The organism is Shewanella sp. SM68 (assembly GCF_025653925.1).
GTDB classification, from domain to species: domain Bacteria; phylum Pseudomonadota; class Gammaproteobacteria; order Enterobacterales; family Shewanellaceae; genus Shewanella; species Shewanella oncorhynchi.
Genome location: NZ_JAKKRU010000004.1, coordinates 293,507 through 312,405, shown reverse-complemented (window position 1 = coordinate 312,405; position 18,899 = coordinate 293,507). Strand labels below are relative to the sequence as shown.

Sequence of the window (18,899 nt, the reverse complement as noted above, 5' to 3'; positions counted from 1 at the left end):
ATCTGAAACATTAATGTTTTATGATGGGCTTTGCCTAACAATCTTGTTTTTATAGCCGACCAGATTCTTTACGGAATACCTTTATGTGGATCTTACTCACTTTGCTGGCGGCATTTATGCAGGCTTGGCGTAATGCGTTTCAAAGCCAGCTGAGTAAAGAAGTGAGTGTTGCGGGCGTGACCTTAGCGCGTTTTATTTGGGCTGGGCCGATTGCCGCCGTGTATCTGGCGAGCTTATATCTTTGGCAGGATGTCGGAATCCCCGATTTTAGCGATCGTTTTATCGGTTTTATTCTCGGAGCATCGGCGATGCAAATCCTCGCGACGGGCTTGATGGTGAAATTGTTCAAGCAACAGAACTTTGCCGTTGGTGCTGGGCTAGCCAAGAGTGAAGCTGTGGTCGCGGCGATCTTAGGCACAGTGTTTTTTGGGACGCATTTATCCCTTTTAGGTTGGTCGGGAGTGTTGTTGGGTGGTGTGGCAATTTTTCTCATGAGTGCCAAACAAGGCCTGCGAAGTCTGTCGCTCAATACGGTATTGATTGGTTTAGCCTGTGGTACTTCGTTTGCGCTGACATCGCTTTGGGTACGAGAAGCGAGTTTATGTTTGAATATTGGTTTCCCCCATAGCGCAGCTTGGGTGTTGCTATTTGTGATAGGCCTACAAACTTTGCTGTTAGTCAGTTATTTGTTGCTTAAGGATAAATTTACGCTGATAGCATTATGGCAACGACCTAAGTTGACTTTACTGACAAGCACCGCCAGTTGTTTAGGTTCTATCGGTTGGTTTAGTGCTATGTCGTTGCAGGCTGTGCCCTATGTTAAAACCTTAGGTCAAGTTGAAGTTTTCTTTATGATCTTGATTGCCACCTTTTGGCTGAAGGAAAAAGTAAAGATAAAAGATATGCTAGGGTTAGTCTTGATCGCTATCGCCGCTATTTTGGTGATGTGGGAATAGACTAAATTAATAGAAGGTGTGATGGTTTTTTAGACTAAAATAGAACTCGATTCAGTGTGTTTATATCAAGCAAACATTCGCTGAGATACAAATATACACACGTCTTGCTCCATAGATTTTGATACCATTTTTAACCGAGCGCTGTGCGAGTTAAGGATATATGCGAAAAAAGTTAGCAAAATTAAATCTGTCATTATGGCAATGGCTGGCAGTCATATTGTTTCCAATTGGAATTGCTGCTGTCGCAAGTTATCTCTCTGCACAGTATTTTGTTGAAGATAAAGTCAAAGGTGTGGGGGCTATTTATGTGAGTCATATTGATACTTTGGTGTCCCATGCTAATGAAATCAGCCATTATGCATTGGCATTGAAGGATTCTGAGTGTCAAGAGTTATACAACTATATGTTGTTCCAACCCTACTTTCGCTCGGCTTTAATATATGATTCACAACATGTTTATTGCTCTTCTAAAACCGGTGATATTGATACTCCCCTGAGCATTGTTAGTGCTACCGAAAATCTTGAAATATCTAACCAGTTTATTATTACGGGCACGCCTTTTATGCCTGAGGTGCCCGCGATAGTGTCATCTAAATGGGACCCTAAATCTAAACACGGCGCTGCTGTCATTATTGAAGGACAATATTTATTAGATTCCTTTGTACAGCCCGATGTGTTTCCTAGCGCAGTTATCAATGTCGCTTTATCCATCAATGGTAAAACGATTCCTGAATCACTCGAGTTTATCAAAAATGAGGTAATGACTTTAGATTCTGAGGATCATCGTTTTTCGGTGTTACTAGAAATGTCACCTGCTTTTTTTAGGCATTTTTTTTGGATATTTTTTGCCATCTCATTACCCTTTAGCATTATTTTGATTACGGGTTCTATCTTGTTTGTGCTCTATTCACGGTTATCTCGTCACTCCCTTGCTGATGATATTCGTAGCGGGATAGAGAACGAAGAGTTCTTTTTGGTTTATCAACCTGTGATCTGTACTGAGGACGGCAAGGCCAAAGGAGTCGAGGCATTAGTGCGTTGGCAGCACCCACAAATGGGCTTAGTGCGGCCTGATTTGTTTATTCCTATCGCCGAAGAGAGCAAGCTGATTGTTCCATTGACCAATTATATCTTCGAAAAGGCATTAAAAGATTTTGCTAATATGAAGGTTGAATCGGGCTTTAGAGTCGCGTTCAACGTGGCGCCAGAGCATTTTACCCAAAATGATATCGAGTCGAAATTTATTCATCTGCGGGATTCTTTGGATCGTATTGGCGTTAAGCCTTTAATCGAAATCACCGAACGGCAATTATTAACGCCGGATATTTGCCAGCGCATTGAAAGCTTACGCCAGTTGGGGATTTTAGTGGCTATCGATGACTTTGGTACTGGGCAAACAACCTTATCTTTGTTACAAACCATGCCATTAGATTACTTGAAAATCGATAAATGCTTCATCGATACCATAGGGCAGGATTCCGTGACTTCCCACGTGCTCGATACCATTATTGAGCTCTCTCATAAGATGAATTATGTGGTGGTGGCTGAAGGGGTTGAAACCCAGGAGCAGGCAGATTATTTGACCAGTCGCCAAGTCCATTTTTTACAAGGTTATCTCTTTGCTAAGCCGATGAAGTTGGGGGATTTAAAGTTATGGTTAGTCGAACATTTCAAAAAGTAGCATCATGATGTAAGTCAGCCATAAGGGCGCCTTGGTACCCTTATGGCTATTCAACTGTCTTAACTAAAGGTTCTGGCTCGAGGTTCTGATTAAAGGCTATAACCCGTTTCTTCGTGTTCCGATAAATCTAAGCCGTTAACCTCTTGTTCTGTGCTGACGCGAAGGCCGCCAAGTAGCTTACGGATGATCACAAACAGCAACCAAGTGACCACTGCAGTATAAGTGAATGTCGCCGCAACCCCGATAATCTGTACCCCAAGTTGGTCTATCATAGTGTCGTTCACTGCCGCAAAACCGTAGCCGCTAAAGACGCCGAATTGGGTCGAGCTAAAGACTCCTGCCAAAAGGGTACCGAGAATACCGCCGACACCGTGCACGGGGAAAACGTCTAAGGAGTCATCGATTTTAAGTTTCTGTTTGATATAAACCGTTGAGTAAAAACACACGATTCCACCGAGTAAACCTATGACTAAGGCGCCTGCTGGGCCAACATAACCAGAGGCGGGAGTGATAGTGCCTAAGCCCGCTACCATGCCTGTGACTATGCCAAGGGCGCTGGGTTTGCCAAACTTAATCCACTCAATTGCCGCCCATGTCATCGCGCCCATAGAAGCGGCGAGATGAGTGGCTAGAATCGCCATGGCTGCGGTGCCGTTAGCGCCTAGCGCACTGCCGCCGTTAAAACCGAACCAACCCACCCACAGCATGCCCGCACCTGTGACTGTCATCGTCAGGTTGTGCGGCATAATCGCCGAGTTTAAAAATCCTTTGCGTGGACCTAGCACTTTAGCGGCCACGAGCGCAGCAACCCCTGCGGTGATATGCACCACGGTTCCGCCCGCGAAATCATACAGTCCTAGCTGTGCTAACCAGCCACCGCCCCAAACCCAGTGGGTGATCGGCGCATAAACCAGTAATAACCAAGCACCTGAAAAGATAAGCACAGCTGAAAACTTCATTCGCTCGGCAAAACCACCGATGATTAAAGCTGGCGTTATGATGGCAAAGGTCATTTGAAATAGCATAAACAGCGGCTCGGGAATATCCCCGCTAAGACTATCGCGACCAATACCTGACAGTAGTGCTTTGTCTAAGCCACCGATGAAACTGTTACCTGTGTCGAATGCGAGTGAATAACCTAGCCCGAACCATAAAACTGACACTAGGGCGGCAATAGAGAAGCATTGCATCAATATTGAAAGCACGTTTTTACTGCGAACTAAACCGCCGTAAAACAAGGCTAATCCTGGCAGGGTCATCAACAACACTAATGCGGATGAGCTTAAGATCCACGCTGTATTTGCAGCGCTAAATTGACCATCATCGGCGACGGCATTCGTCGCCAATATACTGAATAATATCAATAGGTATTTAATACTGAGTCTGAAGCTCACTAGCATCATAGGGCATCAACTCCTTCTTCCGAAGTGCGAATGCGCACCACTTGTTCTAACGAAGTCACAAAGATTTTGCCATCACCCACTTTGCCCGTATGGGCTGCAGCAATAATGGCATCAATAACGGCATCTTCTTGATCGGAATGAATGGCAACTTCGAGTTTAATCTTAGGTAAAAAGTCCACTGCATATTCAGCTCCACGATACAATTCCGTATGGCCCTTTTGGCGGCCAAAACCGCGTACTTCAGTGACTGTCATGCCATGGACGCTGAGCTGAGTTAAGGCTTCACGTACATCGTCTAATTTGAACGGTTTAATGATTGCGGTGACCAGTTTCAATTTTCTCTCCAACAAGCTGCAGACTCAATTTATTGGAGTAAAGCAGGAATTAGGCCATATAGACAAAGCATTTATTATCATTGCGTTAACATTAAAATGCACCGAAATAGCTTAAAATTTTGGTGCAAAACAGTGCAAGGCAAAGTTAATCTGCCCTGATTTGGTGCGTATTGTTGGTGCAAGGTAAATTTGCTTGACTAGCATGAGTGCGGCAAAAGCCGAGTGAGTATGGCACTAGGGGAATTCGCGTTTTAATACGGTAAATAAAAAGTGGGGATTTAGCAAAAAATTAAAAATTATATAAATTAAACATAATGTTATATTTAGTTTTGTGATGTGAGTTTTCTTGCTTAAGCTTCTAGCTGTTTGACGCGCGCCCAGAGGTCAGCATTAACTGGTGCACTTAAACCGTGCGCTTGTGCACGCTCACAGATATAACCATTAATTTGATCTATTTCAGTTCGTCTTTGGTGTGCAATATCTTGGTGCATCGATGAGAAATTCCTCGCAGTGAGTCGGATCACCTGATAGACCCTGTCGTGTAACAATTGTTTATCTAGAGGCACACCCTCGAGTGTGGCAACCGTGACTAACTCGTCGAGAATGCCTTTAATCATGTCACTAAAATCTGGCTCGGCGAGTGTGCCATTAGGACATTGATATAGTGCTGTAAGCGGATTAATTGCGGCATTAACGGCGAGTTTCTGCCATAGACAAGGCACAATGGCATCCACCCATTCACTGTTGGGGATAGCCGTCAGTAAAGCATTGCGATAATGCTCAGTGAGCTCTGTACCTGTAAAATGCCCAAATTGAGTTAGCCCTTGTCCCGTTTGCCTAATTTGCCAACTGGCTTGACGTAACACCCCTTGGGAAGTTGTCCCTAGGCTTAGCCCTCTGCCATCAGCTTGCGCATCAATTAGCGGCGCTAGGGCTAAATGAGGTCCCATGCCATTGTGTAACAACAAAATGTGGCATTGTCTGGGCAGTTGGTTAAGTAAGGGCAAAAGTGCATCGAGCACTTGATAGGCTTTGACGCAGACAATCACGAGGCGAATATTATCGAGCGCATTGGCCGCTAAGATAGGCACAGAATACTGGAGTGCTTGTGTTTTCTGTTGATTATCATTGGCCGGCGCTAATGGAGTGACGCTAAGTGTCTGCTGTATAGATGCAATTGAATCGCGGCCGATAAGACCAACACTCATGCCTGCTGTAGTCAGTTGGTGGCAAATAAGCTGCCCAACGGCACCAGCACCTAAAATCGCAATATCCACCACGCGATTTATGTTCACAGCATGAGTCATATCTGTAGCCTTAAGGTATCGGTCATCAGTACCAGTTTGAAGCACCTGAGTTAATCTTCTCGCAATTGCGCTGCGCGGAAGTATTTGCCATAGGCCCAATTGCAAAAGTAAAACAGTGCAATACCCGAAAAGTCGGCAATAACGTCACCCACAGAAGCGCTACGGTAGGGCAAACGTGATTGCACCAACTCAATTAAAATGGCGTAGCTTGCCAGTGTGAGAGATAACCAATACCACTTAGGTTTGAAAGCAAGATAGGTGAGATAGGAGAGGCAAAAAAAGCTCCCAAGATGGCCTACCTTGTCGATATTCGGAATACTTTGCGAATAGGTTGGTCTGGAAAATACCAGATAACTGATCACGACAAAGGCTACGGCTAAAGCCAGCTTAAATAGGGTATTTTTAGTTATCACAAATATGTTTGTATTAGCTTAGAGTGGGGCAATGATAGGAAAATGTGTGGCTAAAGTCACCCATGATTACGCTTTTATTCTAGGCTTTACCTTCAACTTAGGCCTGTGTGTGGGTAAACTAGCTGCATATTAATTTGATATGGGACATAAAAACTATGCCTTCAATGGATATTGTGTCAGAAGTGAATGAAGTTGAACTGCGTAATGCGGTTGATAATACTAAGCGTGAGCTGGCGACACGTTTCGATTTTCGCGGTAAAACGGCTGACGTGGAATATAAGGACCATGTGGTCACGTTAACCGCTGAAGATGACTTCCAATGCCAACAATTAGTGGACATTTTACGTATGCAACTGAGCAAACGTAATGTGGATCCGTCTTCGATGGAAGTCGATGAGAAAGCCATCCACAGCGGTAAAACCTTCTCCCTAAAAGTGAAGTTTAAAGAAGGTATAGAAACCTTAATTGCTAAAAAACTGGTCAAGCTAATTAAAGACAGCAAACTTAAAGTGCAAGCGTCTATTCAGGGCGAGAAAGTACGAGTTACAGGTAAAAAACGTGACGATTTACAAGCTGTCATGGCGTTGGCACGTGAGTCTGAGTTAGGCCAGCCTTTCCAATTTGATAACTTTAAAGATTAATCGAGCAGAATTGGTTTAACGTGATGCAGTATCGCGTTTGCCATTTCGTCTTTAAATGTAAAAGCCCTCACACTAAGGTGTGAGGGCTTTTTTATATTGATGACATAAGTGCTATGAGACCTTAATCCGATTTTGTTGGTGCACTTTTTGACGAATCATCCATTAATGATGTGCTTGGGTGCGGCGCATACTTGTTGACTAAGATAACCAAAAACAACACCGGAAAGCCAATAACACTGGCGGCGACAAAGAAGTTCACATAGCCAAATGCGTCGACATAAGCCCCCGAGAAGCCCGCGATAAATTTAGGGAAAAGCAACATAATCGAAGACAGTAAGGCATATTGCGTTGCACTGTAGCCGTTGCTGGTGAGACTCGAGAGATAGGCAATAAATGCCGCCGTGGCTATCCCAGCGCTGAAGTTATCCACGGAAATAGCAAAGGTTAAAAAGGGCACGTTGTAGCCAATCACTGCCTGCCACGCAAATAGCAGATTGGTTACGGCAACCAGTAAGGCACCGAGGAAAAGGATTTTCATAGTTCCGAAGCGGGCTAACAAAACACCGCCGAAGGCTGCGCCGACTAAGGTCATGATCAGGCCATAGATTTTACTCAAATAGGCAATTTCTTCCTTAGTGAATCCCATGTCCACATAAAAGACGTTCGCCATAATCCCCATCACAATATCCGAGATCCGGTAGCAAGAAATCAGTAATAAGATGAGGATAGCGCTGCGGCCATAGCGTTTGAAAAAGTCGATAAAGGGTAAAATACTGGCCGTATATACCCAAGATATGCCCGCTGCGATAATTCTTGGATAACGGGCACTTAAGCGTTGTTTTAGCGCTAATTCAGTGGCATCGGCGGCGCGGGTATCGACTTCGGGTTCGCGGCTAAAAAGTGTGGTCAAAATCCCAACAGACATCAATCCTGCCATAATCAGGTAAGACGTTTGCCATGCCACTAAGTTGTATGCCGTGTTACCGGGTTCAACCCAAGCCGCTATGGTGAGTGCGCCTGCGGTGGCGATAATCATGGCGCTGCGATAACCCACTTGATAGGCCGCTGCTAGTGCGGCTTGCATCTTTTCTGGGGCTGATTCAATCCGAAAGGCATCAATAACAATATCTTGAGTGGCTGAGGCAAAGGCGACCATTAATGCGAACAGTGCCAAGCGCTCGAGATCTTTGAGAGGGTCACTAAAAGACATGCCTAAGATGGCACCAACCAATAACAACTGAGCGAACAGCATCCAGCTACGGCGGCGGCCTAGAAATCGAGTTAGCAGCGGCAATGAAAGCCGATCGACTAAGGGTGACCAAGCCCATTTAAACGCATAGGCTAAGGCTATCCAGCTGAAATAACCGATTGAAGTGCGATCAACACCAGCTTCACGCAACCAAAAGGATAACGTTGAAAATACCAGCATTAATGGTAGACCAGCAGAAAAACCCAGTAATAACAGGATCAAAACCCGCTTGTGATAATAGACACTGAGGGCATCGAGTGTACGTTGAATAAAACCTGTTGCGGACATAGGCATGAGTCTAAGTGTTTAATCCGCTTAGCTTACGGGTAAGGTGCCATAGGGTTCAAGGGCTAATGGTATTCCTTTTACTTTGGAGTCCCGTTTAGCACTATAAGATGGTTGAATATGGCTCGAGAGTTAACTGCTTGTAGCTAAAAGTTTATCGCTTATCTTTATCGCTAGCATTGATCTTGATAGTAAGGAGAGCGTAATAATGTACACACGAGGAATTGGTTTACGAAATAAAAAGGCCCTATTACAGGGCCATTTTTTATCGATAGGAATGCTGAACTTAAGGTCTTATCCCGATGCATCCCTGCGGCACTCGGCCGCCTAAACTCAGGTAGTCACAGCAATCATTTACTTGCTTACGCAGATATTGATTACCGCGGATCACACAGTCAGGCCACCTGTTAAAGCTGTGGAGCAAGTGCCAAAACACTTTTTCAGTTTCAGTTTGCGCTTCGCCAGTCGAATTCAGTTGCTGCCATTCTTCTAACGTGTCCCATAAGTAAAGTTGCACTTCATGGAAGTCGAGTTCTTCACTCAAAAACGCTTTTCCATAGAAGGCGAGTTGGGGCGCTTTATTATCGATGAACTCAGTTGCCGTCATCGTTTGCCTCCTTTCTGTTTACTATCACAGTATAGATGCAAAATTAGCGCTTTTGCTCGAAATTATATTTTGATTACTGTTTTGGTAATAATTTGGCTTTTTTCAATATGATAGGGGTAACAGGAACATCGGGCCAATTGAGCTTAGTGTTAGTTCCTGTCTCAACGACAGCCATAGCTTCGAGGACGGTTTTACCTTCAATCACTTCACCAAATACGGCATAACCCCAACGACGTTTAGAGGGATCGAGTTTAGTGTTGTCGGCTACGTTAAAGTAGAACTGACGAGTGGCTGAGTGCGGCTCGTTTTCACGTGCCATGGCGATAGTGCCCATGCTATTTGTTAGGCCATTTCCTGATTCGTTGACTATCGGCTTACCCTCGGGGAGCTCTTCATACTTGGGGGTGAGTCCGCCGCCTTGCACCACAAAGTCACTGATCACGCGGTGAAATATTGTGTTGTCGTATTCGCCTTTAACGACATGAGTTAAAAAGTTATCGACAGTGATTGGTGCACGAGTTCTATCTAGCTCGACCACTATTTTGCCTAAGCTAGTATCAAATTCGACTCTGGGATACAAGGTATCGGCCTGAATGTCGAGTGCGAGGCTATGATGACTCATAAAGATGAGTAAGAGGGCTGATATCCAACGGAGCATATTGATTTCCTTATAATAAACTGACGCTGTTATTTTTGTAGAAACTGATTAAGCTCAGGATCGTTTAGAATCTCGCCGGTAAGTTGGCCGAGCAATTTGTTCATATCCAGTTCTAAAGTTGCAAAATCGGGTGTTAAAGGACCTTTTAAAGTGCCTTTGGCTTTATAGCGTTTAACCAGCTCTTGGGTGGAGTTTTTGGCTTGAACTGCGATTAACACACTGTGTTTTGCCTCATAGCCAAAGGTCTTTTTAGTGATATCCATTTGCAATTCTTCTAATTGAATTTGCACTGAATTAGTTGCGCTTGGGTCGATTTGGTAGCCCGCTTGAGCAAAACCTGCGCGGAATACTTCATCAAGTAACAGTTTAGGCGGTTCGCTCGGGCCAACTAAACGTGTTTTTGTCCCTTCTTCAATAAAACGAGCAACATAATCGACTGTGCGTGTATCTACCGTTTCAAGAGCTATAGGTACAAGTTGCGCCGTTTGTTGGCTGATATTGGGCACTTGAGGGCTGAAAGCCATATGAGTCGGATTTTGGCTGGCACAGCCCGCGAACAGCAGGGGGAAAGTCAAGGTCAGTAATAGCCGTTTCATGGGATCTCTCGTACAAGTAAAAGTGGCTACAGCATACCAGAAATCACTTTTGATGCCACAGAACACCGTGATTCAGTTGAGGTACAGCTTTTATTGCTAATATCTTGTGCTCATTATTCACATCCGTGTTTTCTGTGCATTCACATCATTTATTCGCATAGTTACAAGGCATGGAAGGCAGGTTAAATATGGAAAAAATATCATTCACTTCGTTATTTGTTGGCCTGATGCTGGCGTCAGGCATGATGAGCTCCAATGCGCTCGCGGGCGATTCTGTCCATATACTGGGTGGTAGTTTAGGTTACGGTACCCAAGAATTTGAAACTAAGAACGGTAAATATGATGCGGGTGACACCTTAACCAGCGACTTATATTACCGCTATATGCTCAACGAGCATTTTGGGTTTGAGGCGGGTTATTTAGCGGGTTCAGGTGGGATGGCGAGTGCGCTTGTTAGCGTCATCAGTGAGATAAAAGATTTACGTTACCAAGGTGTTAGAACCGCCGCTTACGCTGAATATGCTTTGTCTCGTGGTAACAGCCTGTATGCCAAATTAGGCGCTGCTTACACTCAAGTCAGCTATGAGATAGATAAACAAGATATGGACTCGGATGATGTCGGTTTTTATGGCGCTGCAGGCTGGCAATATCGATTTAAGTCAGGATTTGGTTTGAATTTGGAATACCAATATATCCCGATGAAAGAGCTTGAATTACAGGGGATCAACTTTGGTATTAGTTACCGATTCTAATCTCTCCTTATCCAACGATTAAAGCGCCTTTAGGCGCTTTAATCGTTTTACAAACAAGGAATTTAAAACATTAAACCGAATACTGGCTGGCAACAAAATGACAACATTTTGTCCTTGCACTCTTTTAATGCAATGGGGGACAGGTTAGAGTAAAAATTCGATGTTTAGAATGAGAGAGCATAGATGCTCCCGCGTCTTTTTTGTAAGGCTTAGTCATGTTAACGATAGCAACGCAAATCGCCCCAGATAACTTGATCAATCCGAAGGGGTTACCCCATTTTGGTCATTTCGATGGCATAGTCAAAACCTTAGGTTTAGCGGACTTTGCCTATTTCGATACCATGGATAAACCTGCTTCAGCGTGGGCTAAGCATTTCGATTATAAACAATTTCAGTTCGTCTCTTTGGTCACGCCGCGTTATGTCCTCGGCATCGCGCTTGCCGATATTACCTACGTCGGCAGTGCTTTTTGTTATTTATACGATATAAAAACCAACACACTCACCCAGCTTGATTGGTTAAAACCTTTGAGGTTTGGCTATCAAATTACGCCATCGCCAGCCGAGGGCCGAAGTAGTATTGGCCGTAAAGGGGCGCAGTTAAGCTTTGAGATTGTAGAGGGCGGTTGGCGGTTAATAATTGATACTAAAAACATTCAAGCCGATGTGACTTTACACTCAGCCCCCTCAAGTTTGCCTATGGCCATGTGTAGTCCTACTGGATACAACGGCTGGACTTACACACAAAAGCATAATGGTTTGACCGTTAAAGGTAGTTTGACTGTGGGTCATGAGCCGCAGCCGCTGAATCAAGCTTTAGCAGGTTATGACTTTTCGGCGGGTTACATGCGCCGTGATACCAGTTGGCGCTGGGCGTCAATTAACGCGCGGATCCATGAGGGCATTATGGGACTTAATTTAGCGGCGGGTGTCAATGAAACTGGGGCTACTGAAAATGTCTTTTGGATTAATGGTGAGCGTCATTTGCTTGGGCCAGTGCAATTTGAGTTTGATCGCCATGCCACGCTCGGCGCCGAGGTTTGGCGAGTCTACAGTCAAAATGGCCAAGTGGATTTGCAGTTTGCGGCGCGCAATTGTCGCAGTGAAAAGCGTAATTTGCTCTTGCTTAAGAGTAATTTCCGCCAATTCATCGGTCATTTCAGTGGCACGATTACCGATAATCAAGGGCACAGTTACCAGTTAAATAATGTTCTAGGACTCGCCGAAGATCATTATGCCCGTTGGTAGCTAACGGCGACTAACGGACCGCAGCTGCCTGCGTTGTGGCGTTGAATGCGGTTTATAGAATGCAGTCAGAATTTTTATAAAAGTAACAATAAAAATAACCATAAAATAAAAATAGAACAGGATGATCTTATATGGATATCTCCTCGCTGATCCAGCACCCAGAGCTGTTACTGCTAGTGCTCGCACCTTTGTTTTTCGCGTGTATTTTGCTGGAATGGTACTTTGGCGATAAAAGACAAAGGCTACCGTTAAGTGCACGTTATCGCGGCCAAGAAGTGCTGTGTAATTTCAGCCTCGCGGCCATGCATCAAGGTGCTGATTTACTCACTGGTTTGCTGATCGCTAAGCTGTATCTGGCGATGTTTGGTTGGAAGTTATTCGATATTGAAATGGGCCCATTGAGCTTTATTGCCTTGATGGTCGCGCAGGACTTTTGTTATTACTGGTTCCACAGGGCGAGCCACAGAGTCCGCTGGATGTGGGCGGCTCACGTGGTGCACCATAGCTCTGAGAATATGAATTTTAGCACTGCGTTTCGTCAGAGTTTAATGTATCCCTTTGCAGGCATGTGGGTATTTTGGCTACCGCTGGTGGTTATAGGTTTCGATCCAAACTGGGTGGTGTTTGTGGTATTACTCAATCTGGGATTACAATTTTTTGTGCATACCCAAGCGATTAAATCACTCGGACCGCTGGAATGGGTCTTCAATACTCCATCACATCACAGGGTGCACCACGGTCGTAATCCCCAATATATAGATAAAAACTATGCGGGTGTGCTGATTATTTGGGACAAGCTGTTTGGCACTTTTGAGCCCGAGGTAGAGACTGTGATTTACGGCATTACTAAGCCAGTGAATAGTTTTAATCCCTTTAAAGTGACTTTTAGTGAATGGCGAGACATGTTTGCAGAGGTTACCGCGACAGGTTTGAGTGTTAAACAACGACTACGTATCTTGTTTGCTCCACCTTCCAGCAGTTTAAAAAGCGAGGAATAACAATTCACTGCATTTTCCAAGTTAAATAGCGCAAATGGCTAATAGAGTCTTGAATTTAGCCTTGCTAGCCTATATTCCGTTTTTTGCCACTGTTTTGGTGTAAAAATGTACAATCCCATACTTTGGTGGTACTTTTTGGGGTAAGGAATTTAACTCGGGAGGACTTATCATGATGGATGAACCTCGATTATCCGCGGAGGAGCTTGCTTGTTTTAGCGAACTTTTTTCGCCGACTCGTGTGGGCACTGCCTTGACTAACGATCCCCTAGTCAAGGCAGTGCTCACAGTCACAACTGAAGTACCGCAAGTTATCGCCTCGATTCTCGGTAAGGCAAAACTCACTTTATTGGCCGAAGTCGGGCCCTATAAACTCTGGTTTCCGCTACTGATGAAAGTGGATGACTTTGGTCAGTTTCAACCCACTTTAGGTGTGCCTGAGGTTCTCGATGCCTCGGGAGTGGAGCGCAGTTGGCGGTTAACTCAAGCCGATGATGTGTGGATATTCGACCACGATCAAGGTGAGCAATGGTCTGTTGCCTCGTTATCCAGTTCTGGCATGGCCATCCGTGCTAAATCACAGCAGCAATTTAAGCAATTGTTAGGCAGTAAAGATCTGCAATTACAATTGCCCAATGGCGAGACTATGCGCGTCGATATCGAGCCTATTCGTAGCGAGAAAGGTCTGGCTTTCGTTAAGTTTCAGGCCGAAACTGAAGAGCGTGAAGCGTTACGTCAATTCTTATTTAGTCGGCACCGTAGCCAGCACGCTCAGCTCTACCGTGACTTACGCTATACCCAAGCAACCTGAAGATACGAGTTTCAGAGCGCCTAGGGTGCTTCAATTCAAGGCGCATCAATGACAGAATGTCGGCCACCTTTTGAATTGATGCAACACGGAAGTGAAGTGCCCTAGGCGCTCCGTTCCGGCGGGTTTTAACGCACTTTATGCTGCGTTGGTTATTTTTAACTTAGCTCGCTAGGTCTGCAAATAACCGCCTTGCCTAAAGTGCGTTAAACTCCCGCTGAATCCTGCATCTTCAGGTTGTTTGGGTATAGTACCCTGCATTGCGACAGTTTTCGGCCTTGTGTTAGTTGACCTGTTATCTAAAAATCTCAGTTCTGCAACTTGAATGTGAAATCCACGGATTTAAAAACTGTCATTTGCGATTGCAGTGCTTTTCACCGATTGTTACCTGCCAATCTGTCGCCCGATGGATTAGAATGGCGGTGAATTCAACACATCAGAGCGAGCGGTATGCACGTACATATTTTAGGAATTTGTGGAACCTTCATGGGTGGTCTAGCGTTATTGGCTAGGGCCAAAGGGCACAGAGTGACGGGCTCGGATGCCAATGTCTATCCTCCAATGAGCACGCAACTAGAGGACCAAGGCATTGAGCTTATTCAAGGTTTTGATCCTAGCCAGCTGGGTGACGCTGGGCACTATCCTGACTTAGTTGTCATTGGTAATGCCATGAGCCGGGGTAATCCTTGTGTGGAAGCTGTGTTGAACATTGGCATCCCTTATACCTCTGGCCCGCAGTTTTTAGCCGATCATATTTTGCCAGAGCGTTGGGTGCTGGCAGTGTCTGGCACTCACGGTAAAACCTCGACTTCTAGCATGTTAGCTTGGATTTTAGATGATTGTGGTTATGAGCCTGGGTTCCTAATCGGTGGCGTACCGCAAAACTTTGGTGTGTCGGCACGTTTAGGCAAGACCGCTTTCTTTGTCGTTGAGGCCGACGAATACGACAGTGCCTTCTTCGATAAACGTTCGAAATTCGTGCATTATCATCCGCGTACCTTAGTGATCAACAATCTTGAGTTCGATCATGCCGATATTTTTGCCGATCTGGCTGCGATTCAAAAACAGTTTAACCACTTAGTTCGCACCGTTCCTGGTGAAGGCAAGATCATTTGGCCCGCCGATTCCCATGCCGTTAAGCAAACGATTGATATGGGTTGTTGGAGTGAGCAAGAAACCTATCATTTAACCGAATCGACCAGCGGTTGGTATGGCAAAGCGTTAAGTGATGATTGCCATCGCTTTGAAGTATTTTTTGATGGCGAGTCTCAAGGTATTCTCGAATGGGATTTGATTGGTCAGCACAATATTGAAAACGCCATGATGGCCATTGCTGCCGCGCGTCACGTTGGCGTTAAGCCGAGTGCTGCAATTGAAGCTTTAGCTAAGTTTATGCCACCTAAGCGTCGACTCGAATTACTCGGAACCGTTAACGGTGTGAGCGTATATGACGATTTTGCCCATCATCCGACGGCTATTGCGACCACGTTAAAAGGCATGCGGGCTAAGGTTGGGCAGAGCAAGATTACTGTGGTACTTGAGCCGCGCTCAAATACCATGAAGAGCGGTGTCCATAAAGACACTTTAGCTTTTTCTATGATGCAAGCCGACGAAGCCTTTTTATATCAAGCCGATACCATTGACTGGAATATGAAAGAAGCTATGGAAGCGGCGGTGATCCCTGTGACTGTGTTACATCAAATTGATGATGTGGTCGCCAAAGTCGCAGCAACCGCCAAAGCAGGCGACACCATAGTGGTGATGAGTAACGGTGGTTTTGGTGGGTTACATAAGAAGCTGCTGGCCGCATTAGAACAGGCTTCAACTGTAGAGCAGGTTAGCTAAGATGGCCTACGCAAAGTCGACTAAGGCGATTAGCTTAGCTTGGACGGGCGCCTCTGGTGCTCCCTATGGACTTAAGCTACTCGAGTGTCTGTTGGTATCGGGTTATCAAGTGTTTTTGATGATCTCCAGTGCCGCTCGAGTGGTATTGGCGACGGAACACGGCTTACAGTTAAGCGCCAACAGTGACAAAGCCCATGCCCAGCTGTTGGCTTTGCTGCACGAAAAAGGCGTGATTATTGCTGGCGAGTTAGTGGTATTAGGCAAAGATGAGTGGTTTTCGCCGCCTGCATCGGGTAGCGCTGCACCTAAACAAATGGTGATTTGTCCTTGCTCAACGGGGACGTTAGCGGCAGTTGCTACCGGAATGAGTAATAATTTACTCGAACGCGCCGCCGATGTGGTGATTAAAGAGCGCGGTCAGCTTATCCTAGTACCGAGGGAAACTCCTTTTAGTGCCATACACTTAGAGCATATGTTAAGCCTTTCTCGCCTCGGCGCGACCATTATGCCCGCTGCACCCGGCTTTTATCACAATCCCAAATCGGTAGAAGATCTGGTAGACTTCATGGTCGCTCGAATTCTCGATCATTTGGGCGTTGACCATGCATTAACGAGTCGCTGGGGTTATGACAAACAGTCTAACCGCGACCTCGACAATTGAGACTTATATGAAACACACCACCGAAGTGATGATCTCTGCTGAAGAGATAAGCCAGAAATTGGATCAAATGGCCGAGCTAATCAATGCCCATTATGCCCACAGTGAACGTCTGCTGATGGTCGGCTTGTTAAAAGGCTCAGTGGTCTTTATGGCAGACCTGTGTCGCCGCATTAAAGGCCATGTTGAAATCGATTTTATGTCGGTTTCCAGTTATGGCAATACTATGACCAGCTCACGGGATGTGAAAGTGCTGAAAGATGTGCAATCAGATATCGCCGGTCGCGATGTGCTGATTGTGGAAGACTTGATTGACTCAGGTAACACCTTAAGCAAAGTGCGCGAGATGTTGTTACTGCGGGAGCCTAAGAGTCTTGCACTGTGCACCCTGTTGGATAAACCTGAGCGTCGTGAAGTGGATGTGAAGGTCGATTTTATCGGTTTTACTATCCCTGATGAGTTTATCGTAGGTTATGGTATTGATTATGCCGAGCAGTATCGCAATCTACCTTATATCGCCAAAGTCGTACCACTCGATTAAGTGTCCGATACAGTTTAAAACTCCCGCAGCAGGCGGGAGTTTTGCTTTTTGCGGCTATATAAAAAATATAAATGATAGAATCATTAAAGATTTTTTTTCAATCAATTAGCTATTTTTTTGCTTTAGTTCTGCAACCCATCATTGTAATTGTGTTTTTTAGCACCATCTTATTACTTTCTAATGTGTAAGGATCGGTACAAATATGGCGAATATTACCCATGCTCTAGTACTCGAAGGGCTTAAAAAAACCTATAAAGGCGGCGTAGAAGCGGTTAAAGGCATCAGCCTTACCGTCAATCAAGGGGATTTCTTTGCCTTGCTCGGCCCCAATGGTGCTGGTAAATCCACCACGATTGGTATTATTAGCTCCTTAGTGCAGAAGAGTTCAGGTACGGTCAAAGTCTTTGATTATGATATCGATAAGCAGCTAGAACACGCCAAACTCTGCATTGGTTTAGTGCCACAAGAGTTTAACTTCAACCAGTTTGAAACCGTGCTGCAAATTGTGGTGAATCAAGCGGGTTACTATGGTGTGCCAAAACCTATCGCCCTTGAGCGTGCCAAAAAATACTTAAGTCAACTGGATCTGTGGGAAAAGCGCAATAGCCCTTCGCGGGAATTATCCGGCGGCATGAAGCGACGGTTAATGATTGCGCGCGCGCTGATGCACGAACCTAAATTATTGATTTTAGATGAACCTACCGCAGGTGTGGATATTGAACTGCGCCGCTCTATGTGGGAGTTTCTCAAACAAATAAACCAGCAGGGCGTGACGATCATCCTGACCACTCATTACCTTGAAGAAGCGGAAATGCTTTGCCGTAATATCGGCATTATTGATAAAGGTATTTTAGTGGAATGCACTAGCATGAAGGCGTTGCTGAGTAAGCTGAATATGGAGACGTTTATTCTCGATCTTCGTCGCGATACTGAAACGGCCCCCGTGCTCGATGGCATGGCTTGTCGCTTAACCGACTCTCATACCTTAGAGGTGGATGTAGCGAAAGAGCATAATCTTAACGATGTTTTTAGCCAATTGAGCGCAGCTAATATTGAAGTGCTATCGATGCGTAACAAGTCTAATCGGTTAGAAGAACTCTTCGTCGAACTCGTGAAGAAAACTCAGGGAGCCTCCGCATGAATCAGCTCTACTTTATTGCCTTTAAAAGTATTTTAAGTAAAGAGATCAATCGCTTTACGCGAATTTGGATCCAGACCTTAGTCCCGCCAGCGATTACCATGACCTTGTATTTTTTGATTTTTGGTAACTTAGTCGGCAGCCGGATTGGAGAAATGGGCGGCGTATCTTATATGGAGTTTATCGCCCCTGGTTTGATCATGATGTCGGTGATCACTAACTCTTACTCGAATGTTGCTAGCTCATTTTACAGTGCCAAGTTTCAACGTAATTTAGAAGAGCTGATGGTGGCACCTGTGCCCCATTATGTGCTGATTGCTGGCTACGTAGGCGGCGGCGTGGCGCGCGGTTTGTGTGTTGGCCTGATAGTGACGTTAGTGGCCATGTTCTTTGTCGACATTAGCTTACATCACGCAGGTTTAGTGGTGATGACGGTATTTTTAACCTCAGTGCTATTCTCATTGGGTGGCTTAATTAACGCTGTTTTTGCCAAAAGCTTCGACGATATCAGTATCATCCCCACCTTTGTGCTTACCCCATTAACTTACCTTGGCGGCGTATTTTATTCCCTGTCACTCTTGCCCCCATTTTGGCAAGGCGTGTCGGCACTTAACCCTGTGGTCTATATGATCAACGTGTTCCGCTACGGCTTTTTAGGCTTTGCCGATATCAGCGTGCCATTATCCATCGCCATTATGATCGGTTTCTGTGTCGCACTTTGGACCTTAGCGTATTACTTAGTCTCGCGCGGAATAGGCCTGCGTTCCTAGACATATTTCTTTAG

The 18,899-nt window shown here is 45.2% G+C and carries 20 protein-coding genes; 12 read left to right on the top strand and 8 right to left on the bottom strand.

Annotation, left to right across the window (positions count from 1 at the left end; all coding sequences use genetic code 11):
• The first annotated feature begins 83 nt into the window (after positions 1–83).
• Both L5M40_RS09325 and L5M40_RS09320 read left to right on the top strand, forming a co-directional pair.
• The gene (locus L5M40_RS09325; protein ID WP_263176466.1) at positions 84–956 is read left to right on the top strand and encodes a DMT family transporter; all 873 of its coding nucleotides are present in this window, start codon (positions 84–86) and stop codon (positions 954–956) included.
• A gap of 160 nt (positions 957–1,116) precedes the next feature.
• Positions 1,117–2,637, top strand: a complete 1,521-nt coding sequence (locus L5M40_RS09320; protein ID WP_263176469.1) for an EAL domain-containing protein — start codon at positions 1,117–1,119, stop codon at positions 2,635–2,637.
• Positions 2,638–2,726: 89 nt separating this feature from the next.
• Here the strand turns inward: L5M40_RS09320 and L5M40_RS09315 are convergent, their stop codons facing one another.
• The 4 genes from L5M40_RS09315 to L5M40_RS09300 all read right to left on the bottom strand — a co-directional run bounded on the left by L5M40_RS09315 (position 2,727) and on the right by L5M40_RS09300 (position 6,095).
• Positions 2,727–4,040 (bottom strand): ammonium transporter, encoded by a 1,314-nt coding sequence (locus L5M40_RS09315; protein WP_263176470.1) that lies wholly within the window; start codon positions 4,038–4,040, stop codon positions 2,727–2,729.
• The gene (locus L5M40_RS09310) at positions 4,037–4,375 is read right to left on the bottom strand and encodes a P-II family nitrogen regulator (RefSeq protein ID WP_105250140.1); all 339 of its coding nucleotides are present in this window, start codon (positions 4,373–4,375) and stop codon (positions 4,037–4,039) included. Before L5M40_RS09310 ends, L5M40_RS09315 begins: the two co-directional genes overlap by 4 nt.
• Before the next feature lie 350 nt (positions 4,376–4,725).
• The gene (locus L5M40_RS09305; RefSeq protein WP_263139571.1) at positions 4,726–5,682 is read right to left on the bottom strand and encodes a ketopantoate reductase family protein; all 957 of its coding nucleotides are present in this window, start codon (positions 5,680–5,682) and stop codon (positions 4,726–4,728) included.
• A 50-nt stretch (positions 5,683–5,732) separates the two neighbouring features.
• Positions 5,733–6,095: a VanZ family protein gene (locus L5M40_RS09300; RefSeq protein WP_105250138.1), complete on the bottom strand. Its 363-nt coding sequence runs from the start codon at positions 6,093–6,095 to the stop codon at positions 5,733–5,735.
• 155 nt (positions 6,096–6,250) lie between these two features.
• On the opposite strand from L5M40_RS09300, the gene L5M40_RS09295 reads away from it, so the two are divergent.
• Positions 6,251–6,736 (top strand): YajQ family cyclic di-GMP-binding protein, encoded by a 486-nt coding sequence (locus tag L5M40_RS09295; protein WP_006080274.1) that lies wholly within the window; start codon positions 6,251–6,253, stop codon positions 6,734–6,736.
• Between the two features lie 121 nt (positions 6,737–6,857).
• Here L5M40_RS09295 and L5M40_RS09290 read toward each other — a convergent pair whose 3' ends face one another.
• The 4 genes from L5M40_RS09290 to L5M40_RS09275 all read right to left on the bottom strand — a co-directional run bounded on the left by L5M40_RS09290 (position 6,858) and on the right by L5M40_RS09275 (position 10,131).
• The gene (locus tag L5M40_RS09290) at positions 6,858–8,273 is read right to left on the bottom strand and encodes an AmpG family muropeptide MFS transporter (RefSeq protein ID WP_263176471.1); all 1,416 of its coding nucleotides are present in this window, start codon (positions 8,271–8,273) and stop codon (positions 6,858–6,860) included.
• Positions 8,274–8,556: 283 nt separating this feature from the next.
• Positions 8,557–8,877 carry a hypothetical protein gene (locus L5M40_RS09285; protein ID WP_028761869.1) on the bottom strand — a complete coding sequence of 107 codons (321 nt, stop codon included), beginning with the start codon at positions 8,875–8,877 and terminating at the stop codon, positions 8,557–8,559.
• Between the two features lie 73 nt (positions 8,878–8,950).
• Entirely contained in the window at positions 8,951–9,535 is a 585-nt protein-coding gene (locus tag L5M40_RS09280) for a peptidylprolyl isomerase (protein WP_028761870.1), read from the bottom strand.
• 29 nt (positions 9,536–9,564) lie between these two features.
• Positions 9,565–10,131, bottom strand: coding sequence for a YajG family lipoprotein (locus L5M40_RS09275; protein ID WP_105250136.1), 567 nt, complete (start codon positions 10,129–10,131; stop codon positions 9,565–9,567).
• Positions 10,132–10,358: 227 nt separating this feature from the next.
• On the opposite strand from L5M40_RS09275, the gene L5M40_RS09270 reads away from it, so the two are divergent.
• The 9 genes from L5M40_RS09270 to L5M40_RS09230 all read left to right on the top strand — a co-directional run bounded on the left by L5M40_RS09270 (position 10,359) and on the right by L5M40_RS09230 (position 18,885).
• Entirely contained in the window at positions 10,359–10,883 is a 525-nt protein-coding gene (locus L5M40_RS09270) for a porin family protein (RefSeq protein WP_411569010.1), read from the top strand.
• Positions 10,884–11,098: 215 nt separating this feature from the next.
• Positions 11,099–12,130: a DUF2804 domain-containing protein gene (locus tag L5M40_RS09265; protein WP_263176473.1), complete on the top strand. Its 1,032-nt coding sequence runs from the start codon at positions 11,099–11,101 to the stop codon at positions 12,128–12,130.
• A 131-nt stretch (positions 12,131–12,261) separates the two neighbouring features.
• The gene (locus L5M40_RS09260) at positions 12,262–13,128 is read left to right on the top strand and encodes a sterol desaturase family protein (RefSeq protein ID WP_212599734.1); all 867 of its coding nucleotides are present in this window, start codon (positions 12,262–12,264) and stop codon (positions 13,126–13,128) included.
• 169 nt (positions 13,129–13,297) lie between these two features.
• A complete protein-coding gene (locus tag L5M40_RS09255; protein ID WP_263176474.1) occupies positions 13,298–13,936 on the top strand; it encodes a hypothetical protein in 639 nt (212 codons plus the stop codon).
• A gap of 447 nt (positions 13,937–14,383) precedes the next feature.
• The gene (gene mpl, locus L5M40_RS09250) at positions 14,384–15,778 is read left to right on the top strand and encodes a UDP-N-acetylmuramate:L-alanyl-gamma-D-glutamyl-meso-diaminopimelate ligase (protein ID WP_263176475.1); all 1,395 of its coding nucleotides are present in this window, start codon (positions 14,384–14,386) and stop codon (positions 15,776–15,778) included.
• Between the two features lies 1 nt (position 15,779).
• Positions 15,780–16,439, top strand: coding sequence for a flavin prenyltransferase UbiX (locus L5M40_RS09245; protein ID WP_028761725.1), 660 nt, complete (start codon positions 15,780–15,782; stop codon positions 16,437–16,439).
• Positions 16,440–16,446: 7 nt separating this feature from the next.
• Positions 16,447–16,977: a hypoxanthine phosphoribosyltransferase gene (gene hpt / locus L5M40_RS09240; protein ID WP_028761726.1), complete on the top strand. Its 531-nt coding sequence runs from the start codon at positions 16,447–16,449 to the stop codon at positions 16,975–16,977.
• 202 nt (positions 16,978–17,179) lie between these two features.
• The gene (locus L5M40_RS09235; protein ID WP_028761727.1) at positions 17,180–18,118 is read left to right on the top strand and encodes an ABC transporter ATP-binding protein; all 939 of its coding nucleotides are present in this window, start codon (positions 17,180–17,182) and stop codon (positions 18,116–18,118) included.
• Complete coding sequence (locus L5M40_RS09230; RefSeq protein WP_006080287.1) at positions 18,115–18,885, top strand: ABC transporter permease; 771 nt, start codon at positions 18,115–18,117, stop codon at positions 18,883–18,885. The genes L5M40_RS09235 and L5M40_RS09230 overlap by 4 nt, the downstream gene beginning before the upstream one ends.
• The last annotated feature ends 14 nt before the right edge of the window (positions 18,886–18,899 follow it).

Excerpts from the sequence above, each read along its gene's own strand:
- L5M40_RS09285 (WP_028761869.1), bottom strand. The coding sequence starts at position 8,877 with ATGACGGCAACTGAGTTCATCGATAATAAAGCGCCCCAACTCGCCTTC.
- L5M40_RS09270 (WP_411569010.1), top strand. The coding sequence starts at position 10,359 with ATGCTGGCGTCAGGCATGATGAGCTCCAATGCGCTCGCGGGCGATTCT.
- mpl (WP_263176475.1), top strand. The coding sequence starts at position 14,384 with ATGCACGTACATATTTTAGGAATTTGTGGAACCTTCATGGGTGGTCTA.
- L5M40_RS09315 (WP_263176470.1), bottom strand. The coding sequence starts at position 4,040 with ATGATGCTAGTGAGCTTCAGACTCAGTATTAAATACCTATTGATATTA.
- hpt (WP_028761726.1), top strand. The coding sequence starts at position 16,447 with ATGAAACACACCACCGAAGTGATGATCTCTGCTGAAGAGATAAGCCAG.
- L5M40_RS09305 (WP_263139571.1), bottom strand. The coding sequence starts at position 5,682 with ATGACTCATGCTGTGAACATAAATCGCGTGGTGGATATTGCGATTTTA.
- L5M40_RS09245 (WP_028761725.1), top strand. The coding sequence starts at position 15,780 with ATGGCCTACGCAAAGTCGACTAAGGCGATTAGCTTAGCTTGGACGGGC.
- L5M40_RS09275 (WP_105250136.1), bottom strand. The coding sequence starts at position 10,131 with ATGAAACGGCTATTACTGACCTTGACTTTCCCCCTGCTGTTCGCGGGC.
- L5M40_RS09255 (WP_263176474.1), top strand. The coding sequence starts at position 13,298 with ATGATGGATGAACCTCGATTATCCGCGGAGGAGCTTGCTTGTTTTAGC.
- L5M40_RS09290 (WP_263176471.1), bottom strand. The coding sequence starts at position 8,273 with ATGTCCGCAACAGGTTTTATTCAACGTACACTCGATGCCCTCAGTGTC.
- L5M40_RS09280 (WP_028761870.1), bottom strand. The coding sequence starts at position 9,535 with ATGCTCCGTTGGATATCAGCCCTCTTACTCATCTTTATGAGTCATCAT.
- L5M40_RS09320 (WP_263176469.1), top strand. The coding sequence starts at position 1,117 with ATGCGAAAAAAGTTAGCAAAATTAAATCTGTCATTATGGCAATGGCTG.
- L5M40_RS09235 (WP_028761727.1), top strand. The coding sequence starts at position 17,180 with ATGGCGAATATTACCCATGCTCTAGTACTCGAAGGGCTTAAAAAAACC.
- L5M40_RS09265 (WP_263176473.1), top strand. The coding sequence starts at position 11,099 with ATGTTAACGATAGCAACGCAAATCGCCCCAGATAACTTGATCAATCCG.
- L5M40_RS09230 (WP_006080287.1), top strand. The coding sequence starts at position 18,115 with ATGAATCAGCTCTACTTTATTGCCTTTAAAAGTATTTTAAGTAAAGAG.
- L5M40_RS09260 (WP_212599734.1), top strand. The coding sequence starts at position 12,262 with ATGGATATCTCCTCGCTGATCCAGCACCCAGAGCTGTTACTGCTAGTG.
- L5M40_RS09295 (WP_006080274.1), top strand. The coding sequence starts at position 6,251 with ATGCCTTCAATGGATATTGTGTCAGAAGTGAATGAAGTTGAACTGCGT.
- L5M40_RS09325 (WP_263176466.1), top strand. The coding sequence starts at position 84 with ATGTGGATCTTACTCACTTTGCTGGCGGCATTTATGCAGGCTTGGCGT.